15 protein-coding genes are annotated in these 16,855 nt (G+C 63.1%); 3 read left to right on the forward strand and 12 right to left on the reverse strand.

The genetic code is table 11. The features are described from left to right. Positions 1 to 6 precede the first annotated feature (6 nt). Positions 7 to 873, reverse strand: coding sequence for a S1 family peptidase (locus tag AC0L30_RS04875; RefSeq protein ID WP_473403905.1), 867 nt, complete (start codon positions 871 to 873; stop codon positions 7 to 9). Between the two features lie 235 nt (positions 874 to 1,108). Here AC0L30_RS04875 and AC0L30_RS04880 point away from each other — a divergent pair, with 235 nt between their 5' ends. The 3 genes from AC0L30_RS04880 to AC0L30_RS04890 all read left to right on the forward strand — a co-directional run bounded on the left by AC0L30_RS04880 (position 1,109) and on the right by AC0L30_RS04890 (position 4,011). Beyond that, positions 1,109 to 1,897, forward strand: a complete 789-nt coding sequence (locus tag AC0L30_RS04880) for an AbiU2 domain-containing protein (RefSeq protein WP_473403906.1) — start codon at positions 1,109 to 1,111, stop codon at positions 1,895 to 1,897. 213 nt (positions 1,898 to 2,110) lie between these two features. Further along, complete coding sequence (locus tag AC0L30_RS04885) at positions 2,111 to 2,581, forward strand: hypothetical protein (RefSeq protein WP_473403907.1); 471 nt, start codon at positions 2,111 to 2,113, stop codon at positions 2,579 to 2,581. An 848-nt stretch (positions 2,582 to 3,429) separates the two neighbouring features. Then, a complete protein-coding gene (locus AC0L30_RS04890) occupies positions 3,430 to 4,011 on the forward strand; it encodes a hypothetical protein (protein WP_473403908.1) in 582 nt (193 codons plus the stop codon). A 426-nt stretch (positions 4,012 to 4,437) separates the two neighbouring features. Here AC0L30_RS04890 and AC0L30_RS04895 read toward each other — a convergent pair whose 3' ends face one another. From AC0L30_RS04895 to AC0L30_RS04945, 11 genes are all read right to left on the reverse strand, one after another. Continuing rightward, entirely contained in the window at positions 4,438 to 5,373 is a 936-nt protein-coding gene (locus tag AC0L30_RS04895; protein WP_007593204.1) for a carbohydrate kinase family protein, read from the reverse strand. 6 nt (positions 5,374 to 5,379) lie between these two features. Then, positions 5,380 to 7,020 (reverse strand): FGGY-family carbohydrate kinase, encoded by a 1,641-nt coding sequence (locus tag AC0L30_RS04900; protein ID WP_473403909.1) that lies wholly within the window; start codon positions 7,018 to 7,020, stop codon positions 5,380 to 5,382. A gap of 38 nt (positions 7,021 to 7,058) precedes the next feature. Continuing rightward, a complete protein-coding gene (locus AC0L30_RS04905; RefSeq protein WP_007593208.1) occupies positions 7,059 to 7,832 on the reverse strand; it encodes an SDR family NAD(P)-dependent oxidoreductase in 774 nt (257 codons plus the stop codon). A gap of 32 nt (positions 7,833 to 7,864) precedes the next feature. Next, positions 7,865 to 8,872 carry an ABC transporter ATP-binding protein gene (locus AC0L30_RS04910; protein ID WP_007593209.1) on the reverse strand — a complete coding sequence of 336 codons (1,008 nt, stop codon included), beginning with the start codon at positions 8,870 to 8,872 and terminating at the stop codon, positions 7,865 to 7,867. Positions 8,873 to 8,888: 16 nt separating this feature from the next. Continuing rightward, on the reverse strand, positions 8,889 to 9,719 hold the full coding sequence (locus tag AC0L30_RS04915; protein WP_007593210.1) for a carbohydrate ABC transporter permease: 831 nt from the start codon (positions 9,717 to 9,719) through the stop codon (positions 8,889 to 8,891). 3 nt (positions 9,720 to 9,722) lie between these two features. Next, positions 9,723 to 10,595 (reverse strand): carbohydrate ABC transporter permease, encoded by an 873-nt coding sequence (locus AC0L30_RS04920; protein ID WP_007593211.1) that lies wholly within the window; start codon positions 10,593 to 10,595, stop codon positions 9,723 to 9,725. Between the two features lie 90 nt (positions 10,596 to 10,685). After that, positions 10,686 to 11,999, reverse strand: a complete 1,314-nt coding sequence (locus AC0L30_RS04925; protein WP_219680967.1) for an ABC transporter substrate-binding protein — start codon at positions 11,997 to 11,999, stop codon at positions 10,686 to 10,688. Positions 12,000 to 12,287: 288 nt separating this feature from the next. Next, a complete protein-coding gene (locus tag AC0L30_RS04930) occupies positions 12,288 to 13,238 on the reverse strand; it encodes a sugar-binding transcriptional regulator (RefSeq protein WP_007593213.1) in 951 nt (316 codons plus the stop codon). A gap of 8 nt (positions 13,239 to 13,246) precedes the next feature. Further along, positions 13,247 to 13,912, reverse strand: a complete 666-nt coding sequence (locus tag AC0L30_RS04935) for an HAD family hydrolase (RefSeq protein ID WP_473254640.1) — start codon at positions 13,910 to 13,912, stop codon at positions 13,247 to 13,249. Positions 13,913 to 13,986: 74 nt separating this feature from the next. Then, the gene (locus tag AC0L30_RS04940; protein ID WP_007593214.1) at positions 13,987 to 15,903 is read right to left on the reverse strand and encodes a nitric oxide reductase activation protein NorD; all 1,917 of its coding nucleotides are present in this window, start codon (positions 15,901 to 15,903) and stop codon (positions 13,987 to 13,989) included. Positions 15,904 to 15,913: 10 nt separating this feature from the next. Further along, the gene (locus AC0L30_RS04945; RefSeq protein WP_007593221.1) at positions 15,914 to 16,726 is read right to left on the reverse strand and encodes a CbbQ/NirQ/NorQ/GpvN family protein; all 813 of its coding nucleotides are present in this window, start codon (positions 16,724 to 16,726) and stop codon (positions 15,914 to 15,916) included. Positions 16,727 to 16,855: the final 129 nt, after the last annotated feature.

Genomic DNA, 16,855 nt, shown 5'->3' on the forward strand with positions numbered 1-16,855 from the left:
GGGGACCTATTCAGGATAGATCAGTCCGTTTTTGGCATATAAGTGCTTGCCCAATACCACGATCTCTCTGGGTTTGATCACGTATCCCAAATTGATCATCGTGTTTATCTCGGCGACGGGTACACTCTTGGTCGGAATATTCTTCACGGTAATATTTCCGTCCTGCTGCCAAACCGGACCGGAAAACAAGACACCCAGAAAAACCGCACGGGTGCCAAGGGCCACGTTTCCGCTTTTTTCCGGAATGGTTCCTTGATTGTAGATGAAAACTGGCGAGCCTGAGGAGCCGGGGAAGCACGCCATATCAATAACGGTCACACCCGGCCCGCTCTGGCCTTCAATCTGATAATCTACTCCGGGATGAGATGCAGTAATCCCTCTGCGTATTAGGGGGAGATTATTGACGTGATCCCACAGTCCATTGGGATACCCGACCATGAGAACCCCTTCGACTGCATCTAGCTTCTTTAGGTCTTCGTCGCTTGTGACACCATCGAGCGGCACATAGAAAGGCTGGTGAGGGGCAGGTACTTTGTTCTGAATTTGAGCAATCGGCAAAGCACATAGATCAACGTTCGGATCTGGGTGCTCGGTCCAACCGCTTCCTAAGCTCGCCTCCACATTGACGTTAAATGTTCCAGATGGAGCTTTCTCGCCCTTGTTCGGATCGTGGAGATGCAAGAGAAAGTTCTGTGAATTAGAGCCTTGCACAACGTGCTTATTCGTTATGATCGTCGGAACGACTTGGCCTTGTTCCTTCAGTGGGAAGTTATAGAAAAAGCCGGTGCCACGACTTACCGCTGCTCCGTTTTGAGCAGTTATTCGGACGGTCGAATACATCAGGCGTTCGGCTATAGAAATAGGCTCAATCATTTTGACTTCCGCAGTTTGGTTGATCGTCGAGCGAGCGTCTCACTAGCTCAACCACGTCTTTCGCATAGGTTGCACAATAGCTGCCATGCCATCAATTCGCAGTCGAGCGTATTCTGTGAACAAACCTGAACAGAGCTGCCAGAAACGACTTGGCGGACACAACGGAGGCTTAGAAACGCGGGGATAAACCCTGCTGGCCTATTGCCAGCCGTCTGCGCTTAGGCGTCCATCGCGCATGTCGAAGCGAAGCGGTGCCGAGAAGGCGATTGATCACCTTCCGAGGCCAGATCGGATCGGGCTTGCCAAAGCCAAAATGAAGAAGGTGCTCGACCACTTCCTCTATGTGGTCGAACTGCACGCCAACAATTCGTTCGTGGTGTTCTCGCCGGTGCTCGCGTCTCAAATCCCGCGATCCTATGCAGCGAACGCGTTCAATGTGTTCCAGCGCAGCATGCACCAAATCGAGATCGTGCGCCTTTGCGCAATCTGGGACGGCATCGATCTCGACAAGGAGAACATCCCGACCGTCGTCGCGCTGATCGACGATGACGAGATCATCGAGGTGCTGGCCGAGGAGACGCGCAGCCATTGGGTCAACGGCGCGAGCGAGCGGCTGCTCAATCCGTCGGACGATCCCGACCTCGCCGCAATCGAACGGGAAATGGTGGTAGCTTCCAATCGACAATTCGCCGACGAGCAGGCGTCAAAGGCTCGAACCGATTTGACGCAAACCATCGCAGACACGCGCGCGGTTCTCGGCTCGGCGCGATTGGCCTCGATCATCAACATGCGCGACAAGCATCTTGCGCACTCGCTCGAAACCACGCGTCGCGAGAAGAACGGACCCGTCCAGCCGATGAAGTACGGCGACGAAACCAAATTGCTGGATGCGTCCATACCAATCATCGAACGCCTCTACTGTTGGGTGAACGGCACGAGCTTCTCGATTGAGAACTCGCAAGAGATAGATCGGCGCAACGCCGAGGCGCTGTGGACCGGCTGCAAATTTGTGGACCTTCGTTGACGCGAGATGCGGAGGCTACCGTCCGTCGTCCTGCCACGGCATCGTCGGCGGCGATGGCACCCGGCGCTGCATGACGCGCGCATTTCGCCGAAGATGATTTTCTGCGGATAGATCGTCATGGCCTCCCGCCGAAGGATACCCTTGCGCCCGCCCTCGTCGTAAATGGTCGTCGTGCAGCCGCTTGTGGTTGGCGCGCGGTCGAAGGGGGCAGGAATGACAAAATTGTATCACGTCGGCAACGGGAACTGGAAACCGGGCGACAGCATCGCGCCGGGAAACTGGGGAAAGCAAGTCCGGCAATTCGGCGAAGGGGTTGGCTTTCGCGGCTATGGCAATATCCACGACGCCATAAACATAGGCTGGGAAATCGCGCTCGAAGCAGCACGACAACTCACTGCACCCGATGCACCAAGCCGACTGGACTGCGTGTTCTGCACCGAGGACATTGCGAGCGCGAAGGCGTTCCGAGACCGGTTCGCTAACGGGGACAGCATCTACCAAGTAGAGATTGAGAATGACGTAAACACGCACGCTGGCAACTACGACGCGTTGACCGACACCCATCAAGGTGCCTTCGTTGACACAGGCGTGTCTACCGCGAAGTCATACTGGACCGACGTGCCGACGGGCATCAGGGAAATTCTTGTTGGCGGGCCCGTCACGGTCTCCATCAAGATCGAATAGGATGCGTGCGAGCTTTCCGCACTGGAGCTTCAGCGGCACCGTCAGCAATCGATGTCTCCGCAATTTCGGGTGGGTGGAATATCTTGACGGGGCTCCGTCGCGCGGTCCCCCCCATCCGCCTAGAGGTGCCAGAGGACCCCACCCCAACTGGTGTCGACGCGTCCTAAACCTTAAGCTGTTGACAAGCGCTGTGATGGTCTCGACGTTGACGAAGGCGACCTTTACGCCGGGCGATAGGGCTCGGCTCACAACCCGCGAAGAGACCTAACCGACCATAAGACGACTGACATTCACCCGGGTGAAGCGATGAGGAATGCGCTAATTGCGGTTCTGATGTTGGTGGCGGGGCTTCTTGCGGATCGTGTTGTGCGCATAGAGAACCAGCGATACGCGTTGTTTGTCGGTATGTGCAAGCTAGACCCGGCTAACCCGGCGCAAAGATGGGATTGTCTGGAGAATGTCCAGACCCGAACGTCTTGGTTCTGGCATCTCTACTACGCAATGACGGAGCATGTGCCGCCGGTCCCGTTGTGGAGCAAGTGAGCAAGGCCATCCCATGACGAGATACCTACCAACTGTCGTTCTGTGCCTTTTTGCGTCAACGAGCGTCGCTCAGCAAGCACCGATTGACCAACGTGACACGCTAGTTAGGCAATATCGAAATTGCGTCGCTCTCGCATCCATTGGCTTCTCGGGCGAAAATCACTTTGTAGCGGAGCAGGCTTTCTCAGCCTGCGCTACGGAAGAAGAGGCTTTGAGAACGTGGTTCACCTTCGTGCAGGTGCCCTCGAACGTGGCGCACGCCTTCGTTCTTCGGGAAAAACTACAATTGAAACGGATGATACTACGTGACCCACCGCACTAAATCGTTGGCGAAGGACCACCGCTGGCTTGCTACTTTTTCGGCGTCCGCGGTCGCCGCTGTCGCTGCTTTGTTTGCTGCGGGCTTCACGTGGTGGCAGGCGTCGATTGCAAAAGACGCCGAGAACCGTCAGCTTCGGGCCTATCTTTTCATCGATCATTCGGCGCTCACAGAAGCCGCCCGGGGAAAATTCGCGACCGACCTTGTGGTACGCGCGGCAGGCGTGACGCCAGCATATAAACTCAGATTGGCTGCCACGTTCGAAATAGGTCCGTATCTTCTCAACGAAACAAAACTTCCAGATCAAGTTGGCGGAAACACGCAGACCTTTGACTATGCCGTGGTCTATGGGACCAAAGAGGTCAATCAGCCGATCTCGATGCAATTCGTTCCGGAGGCCGTGAAGCTGCTCGAAGGTGACGCCCAAAGGCTCTACCTGCACGGCAACATCCGGTACTCCGACATTTTTGACGATGAGCATCAATACGATTTTTGTTTTGTTTTCCATCCCACCCGCGACCCTAACGGCAGCGAGCGCGGGTGCGAGAACTACAACAGACCTCGTTGACGGCGGCACGCCGCAGGGGACGTCCGTGGTGCGCGTCTGTCCCGTCGCGCTTTGAATGCGCGTCCAGCCCGCAGACGCATCAGCGCGCCTCCCAAGCGCGACAGAGAGCGCATCTGGCAGCGATCAATGCTCGCGGAATTGGAGCGCGAGCGAGGTACCGCGCCGTTGATTGAATGACCTGATGATCGCGGGACGACGCTTTGCGATCGATCGTGCATCGTCAGGGACGCACCGTAGTGCGCCTCTATGCGATCGTGTGTGTCGTGATACACTCGACCCTTGAACGCACTATCGCCGGTCCCACGAACCCTCGCGCAGGGCCCCCGCCGAAGGGACACTATTGGGACACCTGTTTTGGTTTCCCTTGATCCTTCAAATGGTTACATCGAGCCACCTTCTCCCACAAGGGGAGAAGGAAAAAGCGAATTACCAGCTCCAACTGATCTCGTGGCTCCAGGGCGGATCGGCGCCCGGACGGGTGCAGGTCAGCCCAGCGCAATTGGCGGCAAAGGACAGCGCGCGGCCCAGCTCGTCCGCGCCGATATCCTTTAGTTGTTGTCGGGCGAGACGTCCTTGCTTGTGCAGGGCGAACAACAACGCCGCCTGAAAACTGTCACCCGCGCCGATGGTGTCGGCGACCACGACCTTGGGGGCGGCGACCTCGATCTGCCCTGCCCCCGCATGCCACGCGATCGCACCGTTGTCGCCACGGGTGATGACGACGAGGCCCGCGCCCCGTGCGAGCAGCGTGCTCGCACGCTGGTGATATAGCTCGTCGGCGAACAGATAGGTAAAATCGACGTCCGACATCTTGATGAGATCGGCGCTGGCCGCAAACTCGGCCATGCGCGCGAGATAAGCCGGTTTGTCCTTCACGAGGTTGGGCCGGCAATTCGGATCAAAGGAGATTGTCGAGGACGCTCGTGCGTCCGCGATCAGGGTCCTGGTCTCGGTCGCGCCCCGGTCGTTGACCAGTGTGGTCGAGCCGACATGGAGGGCTTCAACAGTATCGAACGGAATGGAGCCGCGCCGGTAGGTCCAGTTCCGCGTCGCGGTCTCGGCGTCGTAGAAGGCGTAATGCGACTCGCCGGCGACGATGCGAACGAAGGCGAGCGTGGTCTGGTGTTCGCTGCGGGTGGCGAGCGCGAGCTCGACATTGGATGCAGCGGCGTGGTCGGCGATCATGCGCCCGAACAGGTCGGTCGAGATGCCGCCGACAAAGCCGGCCGGCGCGCCCAGGCGCGCCATGCCGATCGCGACGTTGAGGCAGGAGCCGCCGACGGCCGGCATCACCGCTTCGCGCCCGTCGGTGTTTCGCGTCGGGACGAAATCGATCAGCGCATCGCCGCATGAAATCAGCATCCGTTTTCAAACTCCCACTCGCATCGCGGCGCGGCCGCCGCGATCGACCTCGCGCAGCAATCTGTAGACCCCGCGTTTGCGGGCGTGGAAGGCGGCGATGTCGGGCGTGGTCGGCTCGCTCTTCCGTCCCAGCGCCGACATCTTTGCCATGGTCTCCCCGATCGAGGCATAGGCGCCGCCGGCGACGGCGCCAAGCATGGCGGCACCGAGCAGCACCGGCTCCGTGGTCTGCGGCAGCGCCACGGTAAGGCCAGTCGTATCGGCCATGATCTGCCGCACCAGCGGGCTGCGGCTGGCGCCGCCGCCCATGATCATGATGCTGGAGTGGACGCCATGCGCGGCAAAGGCCTCGATCACCTCGGCAAGCCCATAGGCGAGCCCGCACAGACCGGCGACGAACAGCCGTTCCATCGAGGCGATGCCGGTGTCGAGATCGAGGCCTGCGATCACCGCGCGCGTGTCAGGGTCGGCGTAGGGCGAGCGGTTGCCGATGAACTCAGGAAGAACATGGACGTCGCGGGCCAGCAGCGCGGCGCGGCTGGCGCCGCCTGCGCGTGCGATGATGCGGCGCTCGAGAAACTCGATGAGGTCTAGGCCCTCCCTGCGCGCCGCCGCGCTCGCTTCGGCGTGGCCGGGATGCGATTTGAGAAGATGGTCGATCGCAGCGCCCGCAGCGGACTGCCCGCCCTCGTTAAGCCAGAAATTCGGCACCATGCCGGAGTAATAAGGACCCCACACGCCCGGCACGAAGCACGGCTCCTTGGTCGTCGCCATGATGCAGGCCGACGTTCCCATGATGTAGGCAAGGCGGTCGGAGACATCTGTGGCGCCGTCCGACTCATCTCGGCCGCCGATTGCGCCGATGCCGCCGGCATGGGCATCGATCAGGGACGCTCCGACCGGCGTGCCCGGTGACAAGCCAAGATCGGCAGCTGCCGTACCGGTTAGACCGGCGCCGAGCCGCGTGCCGGGCGCGACAATCTCGGTCCCGATGCGGGCGTATTTCTCGTTGACGAAGTCCGACAGGCCGATGCGCTTGAAGAATGGCGCGCTCCAGCCGCCGCCGTCATGGGCGAGATAGTTCCATTTGCAAGTGACCGTGCAGGTCGAGCGTTGCAACGAGCCAGTGGCGCGCCAGGTCAGGTAATCCGCAAGATCGAAGAAGTGCCCTGCGGTGTCGAAGCTCACGCGCATATGCCGCTTCAGCCACAGCAGTTTCGGCATCTCCATCTCGGGCGAGATCGAGCCGCCGACATAGCGCAGCACGGCATCACCGGTTTCGTTGATCAGTCGCGCCTCGGCCGTTGCGCGGTGATCCATCCAGACGATGACGTTGCGCTGCCTGGCGCCGGAGGCGCTGATGGTGAGCGGCTCGCCTTGCCAGTCGAGCACCACGAGGGAGCAGGTGGCATCGAAACCGATACCGCCGACGCTGTCGGGCGCGATTGCAGCTTCCGCCATCGCGGCCCGTACCGACGCCGTGCAAGCGTCCCAGATATCCTGGGACGACTGCTCGACGACATCGCCGGCCTCATGCCAGATCCTGATCGGATGTTTGGCCGTCGCCAGCAAGGTGCCCGCCTCGTCGAACACCCCTGCCCGCGTGCTATTGGTCCCTACATCGACGCCGATATACGCTCGCGGCATTGTCGCCCCCGGAAGCTCTCGTCAATTTTGACGCAAGCCTACCAGCAAGTGTAGCCGCCATCCACCAGCACGATGCTGCCGGTCATCAGGCTCGCGGCCTCAGAAGCCAGGAACAGCACGACGGAGGCGATCTCCTCGACCTGCCCCATCCGTGCCATCGGGGTTCCACCGATCCAGGCATCGTACATTCTCGGATTGCTCTTCACGAAGGCGTTGAGCGGCGTCTCGATATAGGTCGGCGCGACCGCGTTCACGCGGATGCCGCGCGCCCCCCATTCGGCGGCGAGCGATTTCGTGAGATGGTGCACGCCGGCCTTGGACGCGTTGTAGAAGCACTGCTCCTGCGGCTTGTTGACGATGAATCCGGACATCGATCCGACATTGACGATGGCGCCGCTCTTGGCGTTGAGCATGTGCTTGCCGAACTCGCGGCAGCACCAGAAGGTGCCATTGAGATTGACGTCGATGACGTTGAGCCAGTGCTCGTCGGTCACGGTCTCCGCCGGTGTCTCGCTGCGGGCGATGCCGGCATTGTTGACGAGGATGTCGATCTTGCCGTGGCGGGCAACGAGGCCGTTGGCCACTTCCGCCACGCGCCTGGTGTCGGTGACGTCCATGATCGCCGTCTCGATGTCGTAGCCTTTCGCCTTCAGCTCGGCTTTCGCACTGTCGGCGACTTTGCTGTCACGATCGCCGATGACGACCCGGGCGCCGGCTTCAGCCAGCGCTTCGGCGCAGGCGAGCCCAATGCCCTGCCCGCCGCCGGTGATGAACGCGATCTTGCTGTTCAGCTTGAATTTTTCCAGGTACATTTTGGTCTTTCCGGTTTTCTTGCCGTTTCTTGTCAGTTCCGAATGGCGTTACCGCTCGCGTCGAAGCGATGGATGCGCGCGGGCTCCGGCACCAGCGATACATGGTCGCCGGCGTGCAGGCTCAATTCACCGATGTAGCGCGCCGTCAGCATGCCGAGCTGACCGGCATCGACATAAAGGAAGGTGTCGCTGCCGAGATGCTCGGCCACCGCGATCGTTCCCTGCCAGCCGCCGGCGCCGTCGCGCTCGATCTTGAGATGCTCCGGCCGTACGCCGATCGTTGCCGCGCCCTTCTGCAAGGCGTGCTCGCCGGTGACGAAGTTCATCTTGGGCGAACCGATGAAGCCGGCGACGAAGAGGTTGGCCGGCTTCTCGTAGAGATCCAGCGGCGAGCCGTATTGCTCGATCTTGCCGCCGTTGAGCACCACGATCTTGTCGGCCATGGTCATGGCCTCGACCTGGTCGTGGGTGACATAGATCGCGGTGGTGCCGAGCTGCTTCTGAAGCCGCGTCACCTCGATCCGCATCTGCACGCGCAGCGCCGCGTCGAGATTGGAGAGTGGCTCGTCGAACAAAAACGCCTTGGGCTCGCGGACGATGGCCCGCCCGATCGCGACGCGCTGGCGCTGGCCGCCGGAGAGCTCGCGCGGCTTGCGGTCGAGATAAGGTGTGAGGTTCAGCGTTGCCGCGGCGGCCTCGACTTTGCGGTTGATCTCGTCCTTGGCCAGCCCCGCCATCTTCAGGCCGAAGCCGATATTGCCGCGCACGCTCATATGCGGATAGAGCGCATAGGACTGGAACACCATCGAGAGCCCGCGCTTGGCCGGCGGCGTGTCGACCACGTTCTTGCCGTCGATCAGGATCTTGCCGCCGGAGACGTCCTCGAGCCCCGCGATCAGCCGCAAGAGCGTGGTCTTGCCGCAGCCTGAGGGACCTACGAACACCACGAAGGAGCCGTCGGCAATCTCGAGGTCCGCGCCCTTGATGATGTGCACGGGGCCAAAGGATTTCTGCACATCCTGAAGTGTGATCTGACCCATGATCCGGCAGCCCTTCCTACTTTACCGCGCCAAAGGTGAGCCCGCGCACGAGCTGCTTCTGGCTGAACCAACCGAGGACGAGAATAGGCGCGATCGCCAACGTGGAAGCCGCCGACAGCTTTGCCCAGAACAGCCCTTCCGGACTCGAATAGGACGCGATGAACGTGGTGAGCGGCGCAGCGTTCGAGGTCGACAGATTGAGCGTCCAGAACGCCTCGTTCCAGGCCAGGATCAGGTTCAGCAGCATGGTCGATGCGAGCCCCGGGATCGCCATCGGCGTCAGTACGTAAATCAGTTCCCGACCGATGGTAGCGCCGTCCATGCGCGCGGCTTCGAGGATGTCGCGCGGGATCTCCTTGAAATAGGTGAACAGCATCCAGATCACGATCGGCAAGTTTCCGAGGCACAGGATGAAGACGAGGCCGATGCGGGAATCGAGCAGGCCGAAGGACTTGTAGATCAGATAGATCGGCACCAGCACGCCGACCGGCGGCATCATCTTGGTCGAGAGCATCCAGAGCAGGATGTCCTTGGTGCGCTTGGTCGGCGAGAACGCCATCGACCAGGCGGCGGGGATCGCGATCAAAAGCGCAATGAGCGTCGAGCCGCCGGCGATGATGATCGAGTTCATCGCGTGGAGGAAATAGTCGCTGCGCTCCTGCACGGTCGCGTAGTTCTCCGTGGTCCAGTGGAAGAACAGGAAGGACGGCGGGATCGCAAAAGCCTCGAGCTCGGTCTTGAAGCTCGCCAGCACCATCCACAGGATCGGGAAGAAGATCAGGAAGCCGAAGAACCATGCCCCGATGGTCGAGACCACCACCCGCTGCCTCGTCGCCATCCGCGCCATGTCTCATGCCTCCAGGTTGCGACCGACGATACGGACGAGGAAAAAAGCAACGATGTTGGCGATCACGACAGCGACGAGGCCGCCCGCCGAAGCGGTGCCGACATCGTACTGGATCAGTGCCTGCGAATAGATCAGGAAGGCGATGTTGGTGGTCGACAGTCCCGGGCCGCCACCCGTGGTGACGTAGATCTCGGCAAAGACGGTGAGCAGGAAGATCGTCTCGATCAGGATCACCACCGTGATGGGGCGCGCGAGGTGCGGCAGCGTGATGTAGATGAAGGTCGAGACCGCGCTGGCGCCGTCCATTTCGGCGGCTTCCTTCTGCTCCTCGTCGAGGGACTGCATCGCGGTGAGCAAAATCAGCGTCGCGAACGGCAGCCATTGCCATGACACGATCAGGATCACGGCGAGCAGCGGCGCGTCGGTGAACCAGTCGATCGGCGTCAAGCCGAACAGCGAGGCGATCCAGGCAAACAGCCCAGACACCGGATGCATCAGCAGGTTCTTCCAGACCAGCGCGCTCACCGTCGGCATCACGAAGAACGGCGCGATCACCATCAGCCGCACGATGTTGAGGCCGATCACGGGCTGGTCGAGCAACAGCGCCAGCGGAATTCCGAGCAGGACGGTCAGCGCCAGCACCGAGCCGACCAGCACCAGCGTGTTCTGGAGCGAGGCGAGGAAGGCGGGATCGGTGAGGAAGTAGCGGAAATTTTCCAGCCCGACGAACGATTCCGAGCCGGGATCGAGCAGACTGTAGTGCAGCGTCGAGAAATAGAGCGTCAGCGCGAGCGGGACGATCATCCAGATGAACAGCAGCCCGACCGCCGGCGTCAGGAGCGTCCGTGCGAGAAGCTGCGTCTGCCGGGTTGCCATTCTTGGCTTCTCCGCTTGCGGGAAGAAGGCGGCCATCCATCTGGAGCGGTGGATGGCCGCAAGTCTGAGCTCAGGAGGGAGAGATCGAGCTCACTTGATGTAACCCGCGCGCTTCATCTCGCGCTCGGTTGAAGATTGCGCCGCGGTGAGCGCGGCATCGACCGTCATCGATCCCGCAAGCGCGGCCGAGAATTGCTGGCCCACCTGCGTGCCGATGCCCTGGAATTCGGGGATCGCCGCATATTGCACGCCGACGTAGGGCACCGGCTTCACCGTCGGCTTGTTCGGATCGGCGGCGTCGATCGAGGCGAGCGTCAGCTTCGCGAACGGGGCGACCTTCAGATATTCAGGGTTTTGGTAGAGCGAGGTTCGGGTGCCCGGCGGCACGTTGGCCCAACCCTCTTTCGCGGCGACGACCTTGGTGTAGTCCTTGCTGGTGGCCCAGGCGATGAACTTCTCGGCGGCTTCCGCTTTCTTCGAGCCGGCGGGGATTGCGAGACTCCAGGCCCACAGCCAGTTGGCGTTCTTGCCCAGGCCCGTGTTGGGCGCCAGCGCGAAGCCGACCTTGTCGGCGACCTTGGAGTCCTTCGGATTGGTGACGAACGACGCCGCGACCGTGGCATCGATCCACATTGCGCACTTGCCGGCATTGAACAGCGCGAGGTTCTCGTTGAAGCCGTTCGAGCTCGCACCGGGAGGGCCGGCCTGCTTCATCAGGTCGACATAGGTCGTGAGCGTCGCCTTCCATTCCGGCGTATTGAACTGCGGCTGCCACTTCTCGTCGAACCAGCGTGCGCCGTAGGAATTGGCCATGGCCGAGAGGAACGCCATGTTCTCGCCCCAGCCAGCCTTGCCGCGAAGACAGATGCCGTAGACGCCGGCGCTCTTGTCGGTGAGCTTCTTGGCAGCGTCGATGACGAAATCCCAGGTCGGATTTTCAGGCATCTTGAGGCCGGCCTTGTCGAACAGGTCGGTGCGGTACATCACCATCGAGCTCTCGCCGTAGAACGGCGCGGCGTAGAGCTTGCCGTCGACCGAGACGGCATCCTTGATCTTGGGCAGGAGGTCGGCGACATCGTAGTCGGCGCCGAGATTGGCGAGCGGCACCAGCCAGCCCTTCTTGGCCCAGATCGGCACCTCGTAGGTGCCGATGGTGAGAACGTCGAACTGGCCGCCCTTGGTGGCGATGTCGGTGGTGACGCGCTGGCGCAGCACGTTCTCTTCCAGCGTCACCCATTTGACCGATATATCGGGGTTCTTCTTGGTGAATTCACCCGTCAGCCCCTGCATGCGGATCATGTCGCCGTTATTCACGGTGGCGATCGTCAGGGTGGTTTCGGCCATCGCGGGGACGGCCAACAACAGGCAAGACGCGCCACAGACGGCGCCGAGGACGTGTTTCACGGTGACCTCCCTAAGCTCGCGCTTTTGAGCATATGCCCACGCGTTGGGCGTATGTTCGACTGAGGGCGCGCCGTTGTCAAGCAGGCACAAAGATGTTCGCGCAACTTATGAGTGCTGCGATGCGGGAGTGATGAGAGCTGCCGCCTCGCACTCAGCTGTCATGCCCCGCGAAAGCGGGGCATCCAGTACTCCGTGCCGCCTGTTGATTTGCCCTAAGCGAGGCCGCGGCGTACTGGATCATCCGCCTTCGCGGATGATGACAGCAGTGCGAGAGGCGCTATCGCCGCCCTACCGCTCCAGAATCGCCCTTGCGGTCGCCTCGTCCGTGATCAGGCCATTGATCAGCCGCCCATTCAGCGCCGCCGCGATCGCCGGCACCTTGGCGGCGCCGACGGCGGCGCCGATCGTGGTGGTCTTCGCCGGGACCTCCGGCGGGATGCTGGTCAGGCGCTTGTTGGTTCCGGCCTTCAGCAGCCGACCCTTGGAATCATAGGCCCAGCCGGTGATCTCGCCGATCGCCCCCTGCCGCATCATCTCGAACAATTCGTCGCGGGTCACGAAGCCGTCGACATGGACCTGCGCCTTCTGGTCCATCTGGCCGATGCCGACGAGGCGCAAATCCGCCTTGGCCGCGACCGCCTTGACCTTCGCGATCGGCTCGATCCGGACCATCTTGTTGCGCTCATCCTCGGACGACATCAGGAACGGTAGCGGCATCGGATAGTGCCGCGCACCGGTGCGGTCGGCGAGCCGGCCGACGGTGTCGTAGAAGCTCGCCGAACCGTCGGCGGAGATATTGCCGACCAGCGAGACGATCTGGTGGTTGGGCCGGTCGATCGGCGTGACGCGCTCGACCGCGGCGCGCACGGCGCGTCCCGTCCCGAGCGCGACGATGACGGGGGTTTCCGAACGCAGGGTGGAATCGAGCAGGTTGGCACAGCGTTCGGCAATGCCCGCCGTGGCCTGCGGCGCGGCGGAATCCGCCGGCACCACCTCGCAATGGGTAAGCTCGAAACGCTCCTTCAGACGCGCCGCCAATTCCATGCACGCGGCGATGGGATGTTCGAGCCGGAAGGTGATGAGCCGTTCCGCGAGACACAGCGACACCAGCCGCTGCGCCGACGCGCGCGACACCTGGAGCATCTTCGCGATCTCGTCCTGGGTGTGACCGGCAATGAAATAGAGCCAGCCGGCACGCGCGGCGTCATCGAGCCTGGACTTTTCGTTCTCGGCGGCCATGGCAGGCGTCAGGCGTCCTTCCAGAAATCGATCATGCGCGCGAACACCCGGTCGGCCCCCGCACCCGACAGTATAGCCTGCCCGTCGCATCCGCGATAATGGCTGCCGCCGGCAAATCCCCAGACCGTCATGCCGGCCGCCTTGCCCGCCTGCACGCCGCTCGCACTGTCCTCGATCACCAGCGTGCGCGCAGGTTGCGCGCCCATCTGCTCGGCCGCGTAGAGAAAGAGATCGGGCGCCGGCTTGCCGTGCCTGACCATCTGCGCCGTGTAGATCCGGTCGCCGAAATGCGCCCGCAGGCCGGTGACGTTAAGAGAGAGCGCGACACGGTCGATGTCGCTGGACGAAGCCACGCAGAATGGTGCCCGCAATTCCGATATCACGGCGGCCACACCCGCGATCGGCTGGAGTGATCCGGCGAACGTGCTCAACACATGCGACTTCAAGCGCGGCAGAAAGCCGTCCGGCACGACCTGCCCGAGATCCCGATAATGCTGCTCGACCGCCTTGATGCTGCGTCCGAGAAAGAGCTCGAGCGCCTGCTCCTGGCTCAGCGCGATGCCGCATTCGGCCAGCACATCGGACAGGCACCGACAGCTCAGCAGCTCACTGTCGACCAGCACGCCGTCGCAGTCGAAGATGATCAGATCGGGTTTCGGCCGGCCCTGGTCCATCCCAGCATTCGATCATATACCCAATTGGTGGGCAATAGCTCACCCAAGGCCGGAACGCCGCACCCTTTTCTGGATCAGTGCGCCACCTGCCGGTAGATCGCCGGCAGCGCCGCGGGCAGTCGGCGGATATTACCGACGATGGCGTAGCCGCCGCGCCCGAACAGCGTCGGGAAATAGGACTGCGCGGTTGCGTCCACCGTGACGCCGAAGGCGGCGATGCCGAGCCGGCGCGCCTCCTGCACCGATTTGCGGGTGTCCTCGACCGCGAAGCGGCCTTCGTAATGATCGACATCGTTCGGCTTGCCGTCGGTGAGGACGAGCAGCAGCTTCTTGCGCTGCGGCTGACGGGCGAGCTCGGCCGAGGCGTGGCGCACCGCCGCGCCAATCCGCGTGTAATAGCCGGGCTTCAGCGCGCCGATACGACGCTCCACTGCCGCGCTCATCGGCTCGCCGAAGGCTTTGACCGTTTCGAGCCGCACCCAGGACCGCCGGCGCGACGTGAAGGTCAGGATGCTGTGGTGGTCACCGCAGGCCGACAGGCCGTGCGCGAGCACGAGCAGCGCCTCCTTCTCGACGTCGAGCACGCGATGGCCCTCGACCCAGGCGTCCGTCGAGAGCGAGACGTCGACGAGCAGCGTGACGGCGAGATCGTGCCCCTGCGGGCGCATCGCGACATGGATGCGATCGAGACCGCCGCCGCTGCCGGCGCGAAGATCGCACCGCGCGCGCACGAGCGCGTCGAGGTCGAGATCGTGCCCGTCGGCCTGGGCGCGCATCAATTCGCGGCGCGGCCGCAAGATCTCGAAGCGCCGCCGCACCTGACGGATATGCCGGCGCATGGTCTCGTCGGGCGACCAGATCTCGCCGGTCTCGGACGCGGCGCCCGCGAGCACGCGGCAATGATCGGGCAGGTAGGAGCTGCTGCGGTAGTCCCATTCGGGATAAGTGAGATCTGCGTTCAATGGCGAGGCATCGAGAGCTTCCGGCGGCAGGTCGAGATCGAATTTGAGCCGGCTCGCCGGCTTGCCGCTGCGGCGGCTCAGCGTCATCTCCTCGAGATCGTCGGCGGCCTTCTGCGCGTCCTCGTCCTCGTTGTCATCGGCCGGACGGTCGACATTGACCATCTCGGCCATCGCGAGGATCTTTTCGAAGCGGTTGAGCACGAAGGGATCGCGGCGTTTGGCGTTGTCCTCGCGCTCGCGCACGGCAAAGCGCTTGCGATTGTCCTGGGTCGCGGCCCCCGCGCCCGGCGCGCACGCGTCGTCGCCAGCATGCGCGGGCGAGAACTCGCGCGTCCAGCAATCGCCCCAGAGCGGACACGGCAGGACCGAGCGATAGCCGGGCGGGACCTTGTCCGGCAGCGGACCTGTCCCCATCATCGCCGGCCACAGCTGGCCTGCGGGCGCCTTTCCGGTCCCGAGCAAGGCCAGCACGATCCGCTCGATCTCCTGCTCAAGACGCGGCAACGGACGTTGCGGCCGGGCTTCGGCCATTGCTGCGGCGAGCCGCGCGTAATCGGCGGCGAGCCCGGGAAACTGCGTGAGCACGAAGACCGCCGTCTCGCTCGCCCGGCGCAAGACCAGAAGGTCCCGCCGCAGCGGATCATGCTCCGTGATCGTCTCGATCGGCGCGACCGCGAACCACGCCGCAAGCCAGCGATAGAGGCATGCGTTGAGGTCGCGGTCGGCAAATATCGCAATGCGACCGGGGAGGAAGATGGTCGCGGCGTCGCGGCCCGGCTGTTCGAGACGTTCGTCTCCAAGGCCGATGCGCTGCCGCCAGCCGAGCCGATGGCCCGCGCTACGTGCACCCGCGCTCGCGATCTGAACGCCTGGCTCGCCGCCAAACGCACGGAACATCACCGCGAGCCGGCCTCTCACCTCCGCAAGCGCGACCGCGTGATCATCGTGAACCGGATAGCTCGCGGTGCCGCCGACCATCCGGTGCCAGGCGCGGCCGACCGTCTCCTCCAGTTCGAGGAAGTCGAGCATGGGACCTGCCTCACGCAATCACGGCGCGCGCGACATCCAGCAGCGCCGCCTTGACGTCGGAATCGTCGGTCAGCGGCTCGATCATGCCGGCGATCACGGCATCGGCGATCGAGACTCCCGCCGCAATCAAAGTCGCGCAATACACCACGAGTCGGGTCGAGACGCCCTCCTCCAGATCATGCCCCTTCAGCGCCCGCAGACGTCCGGCAAGCGCGACCAGCGGCCGTACGCGATCCGGCGGCAGCCCGCTCTCGGCCGACACCACCGCAATCTCCTGCTCGGTCGGCAGGAAGCCGAACTCAATGGCGACGAAGCGCTGCCGCGTCGACGGCTTCAACGCCTTGAGCAGGGTCTGGTAACCGGGATTGTAGGAGACGACGAGCATGAAGCTCGCGGGAGCAACGAGCTCCTCGCCGGTTCGCTCCAGCGGCAGGATACGGCGGTCGTCGGTGAGCGGATGCAGCACGACGGTGACGTCCTTGCGGGCTTCCACTACCTCGTCGAGATAGCAGATGCCGCCCTCGCGGACCGCGCGCGTCAACGGACCGTCGATCCACACAGTGTCGCCGCCTCTCAGCAGATAGCGGCCGGTGAGATCGGCGGCGGTGAGATCGTCGTGGCAGGCGACGGTGTGGAGCGGCAAGCCCAGCCGCGCGGCCATATGCGCGACGAAACGCGTCTTACCGCAACCGGTCGGCCCCTTCAGCAGGACCGGAAGCCGGTGCCGCCAGGCATGCTCGAACAGCGCGCATTCGTTGCCGCTTGCGACATAGGCCGGTAGCGCGGGTGCAGGAGCGGCCAAGGCGTGAAGGGCTGCTTTCATGATCTTTCTCCGTAGATTTCTGAAGCGGGGGGGGGGGCCCCCCCCCCCCCCCCCCCCGCCCCCGCCCCCCCCCCCGCGCCCCCCGCGGGGGGGGGGGGCGCGCACAACCCCCGCGCCCCCACCCCCCCC

The sequence above is a fragment of the Bradyrhizobium sp. MI1.11 genome (genome assembly GCF_055811255.1).

Excerpts from the sequence above, each read along its gene's own strand:
- AC0L30_RS04930 (WP_007593213.1), bottom strand. The coding sequence starts at position 13,238 with ATGGCCGCCGAGAACGAAAAGTCCAGGCTCGATGACGCCGCGCGTGCC.
- AC0L30_RS04900 (WP_473403909.1), bottom strand. The coding sequence starts at position 7,020 with ATGCCGCGAGCGTATATCGGCGTCGATGTAGGGACCAATAGCACGCGG.
- AC0L30_RS04920 (WP_007593211.1), bottom strand. The coding sequence starts at position 10,595 with ATGGCAACCCGGCAGACGCAGCTTCTCGCACGGACGCTCCTGACGCCG.
- AC0L30_RS04885 (WP_473403907.1), top strand. The coding sequence starts at position 2,111 with ATGACAAAATTGTATCACGTCGGCAACGGGAACTGGAAACCGGGCGAC.
- AC0L30_RS04945 (WP_007593221.1), bottom strand. The coding sequence starts at position 16,726 with ATGAAAGCAGCCCTTCACGCCTTGGCCGCTCCTGCACCCGCGCTACCG.
- AC0L30_RS04880 (WP_473403906.1), top strand. The coding sequence starts at position 1,109 with ATGTCGAAGCGAAGCGGTGCCGAGAAGGCGATTGATCACCTTCCGAGG.
- AC0L30_RS04935 (WP_473254640.1), bottom strand. The coding sequence starts at position 13,912 with ATGGACCAGGGCCGGCCGAAACCCGATCTGATCATCTTCGACTGCGAC.
- AC0L30_RS04905 (WP_007593208.1), bottom strand. The coding sequence starts at position 7,832 with ATGTACCTGGAAAAATTCAAGCTGAACAGCAAGATCGCGTTCATCACC.
- AC0L30_RS04875 (WP_473403905.1), bottom strand. The coding sequence starts at position 873 with ATGATTGAGCCTATTTCTATAGCCGAACGCCTGATGTATTCGACCGTC.
- AC0L30_RS04910 (WP_007593209.1), bottom strand. The coding sequence starts at position 8,872 with ATGGGTCAGATCACACTTCAGGATGTGCAGAAATCCTTTGGCCCCGTG.
- AC0L30_RS04915 (WP_007593210.1), bottom strand. The coding sequence starts at position 9,719 with ATGGCGCGGATGGCGACGAGGCAGCGGGTGGTGGTCTCGACCATCGGG.
- AC0L30_RS04940 (WP_007593214.1), bottom strand. The coding sequence starts at position 15,903 with ATGCTCGACTTCCTCGAACTGGAGGAGACGGTCGGCCGCGCCTGGCAC.
- AC0L30_RS04895 (WP_007593204.1), bottom strand. The coding sequence starts at position 5,373 with ATGCTGATTTCATGCGGCGATGCGCTGATCGATTTCGTCCCGACGCGA.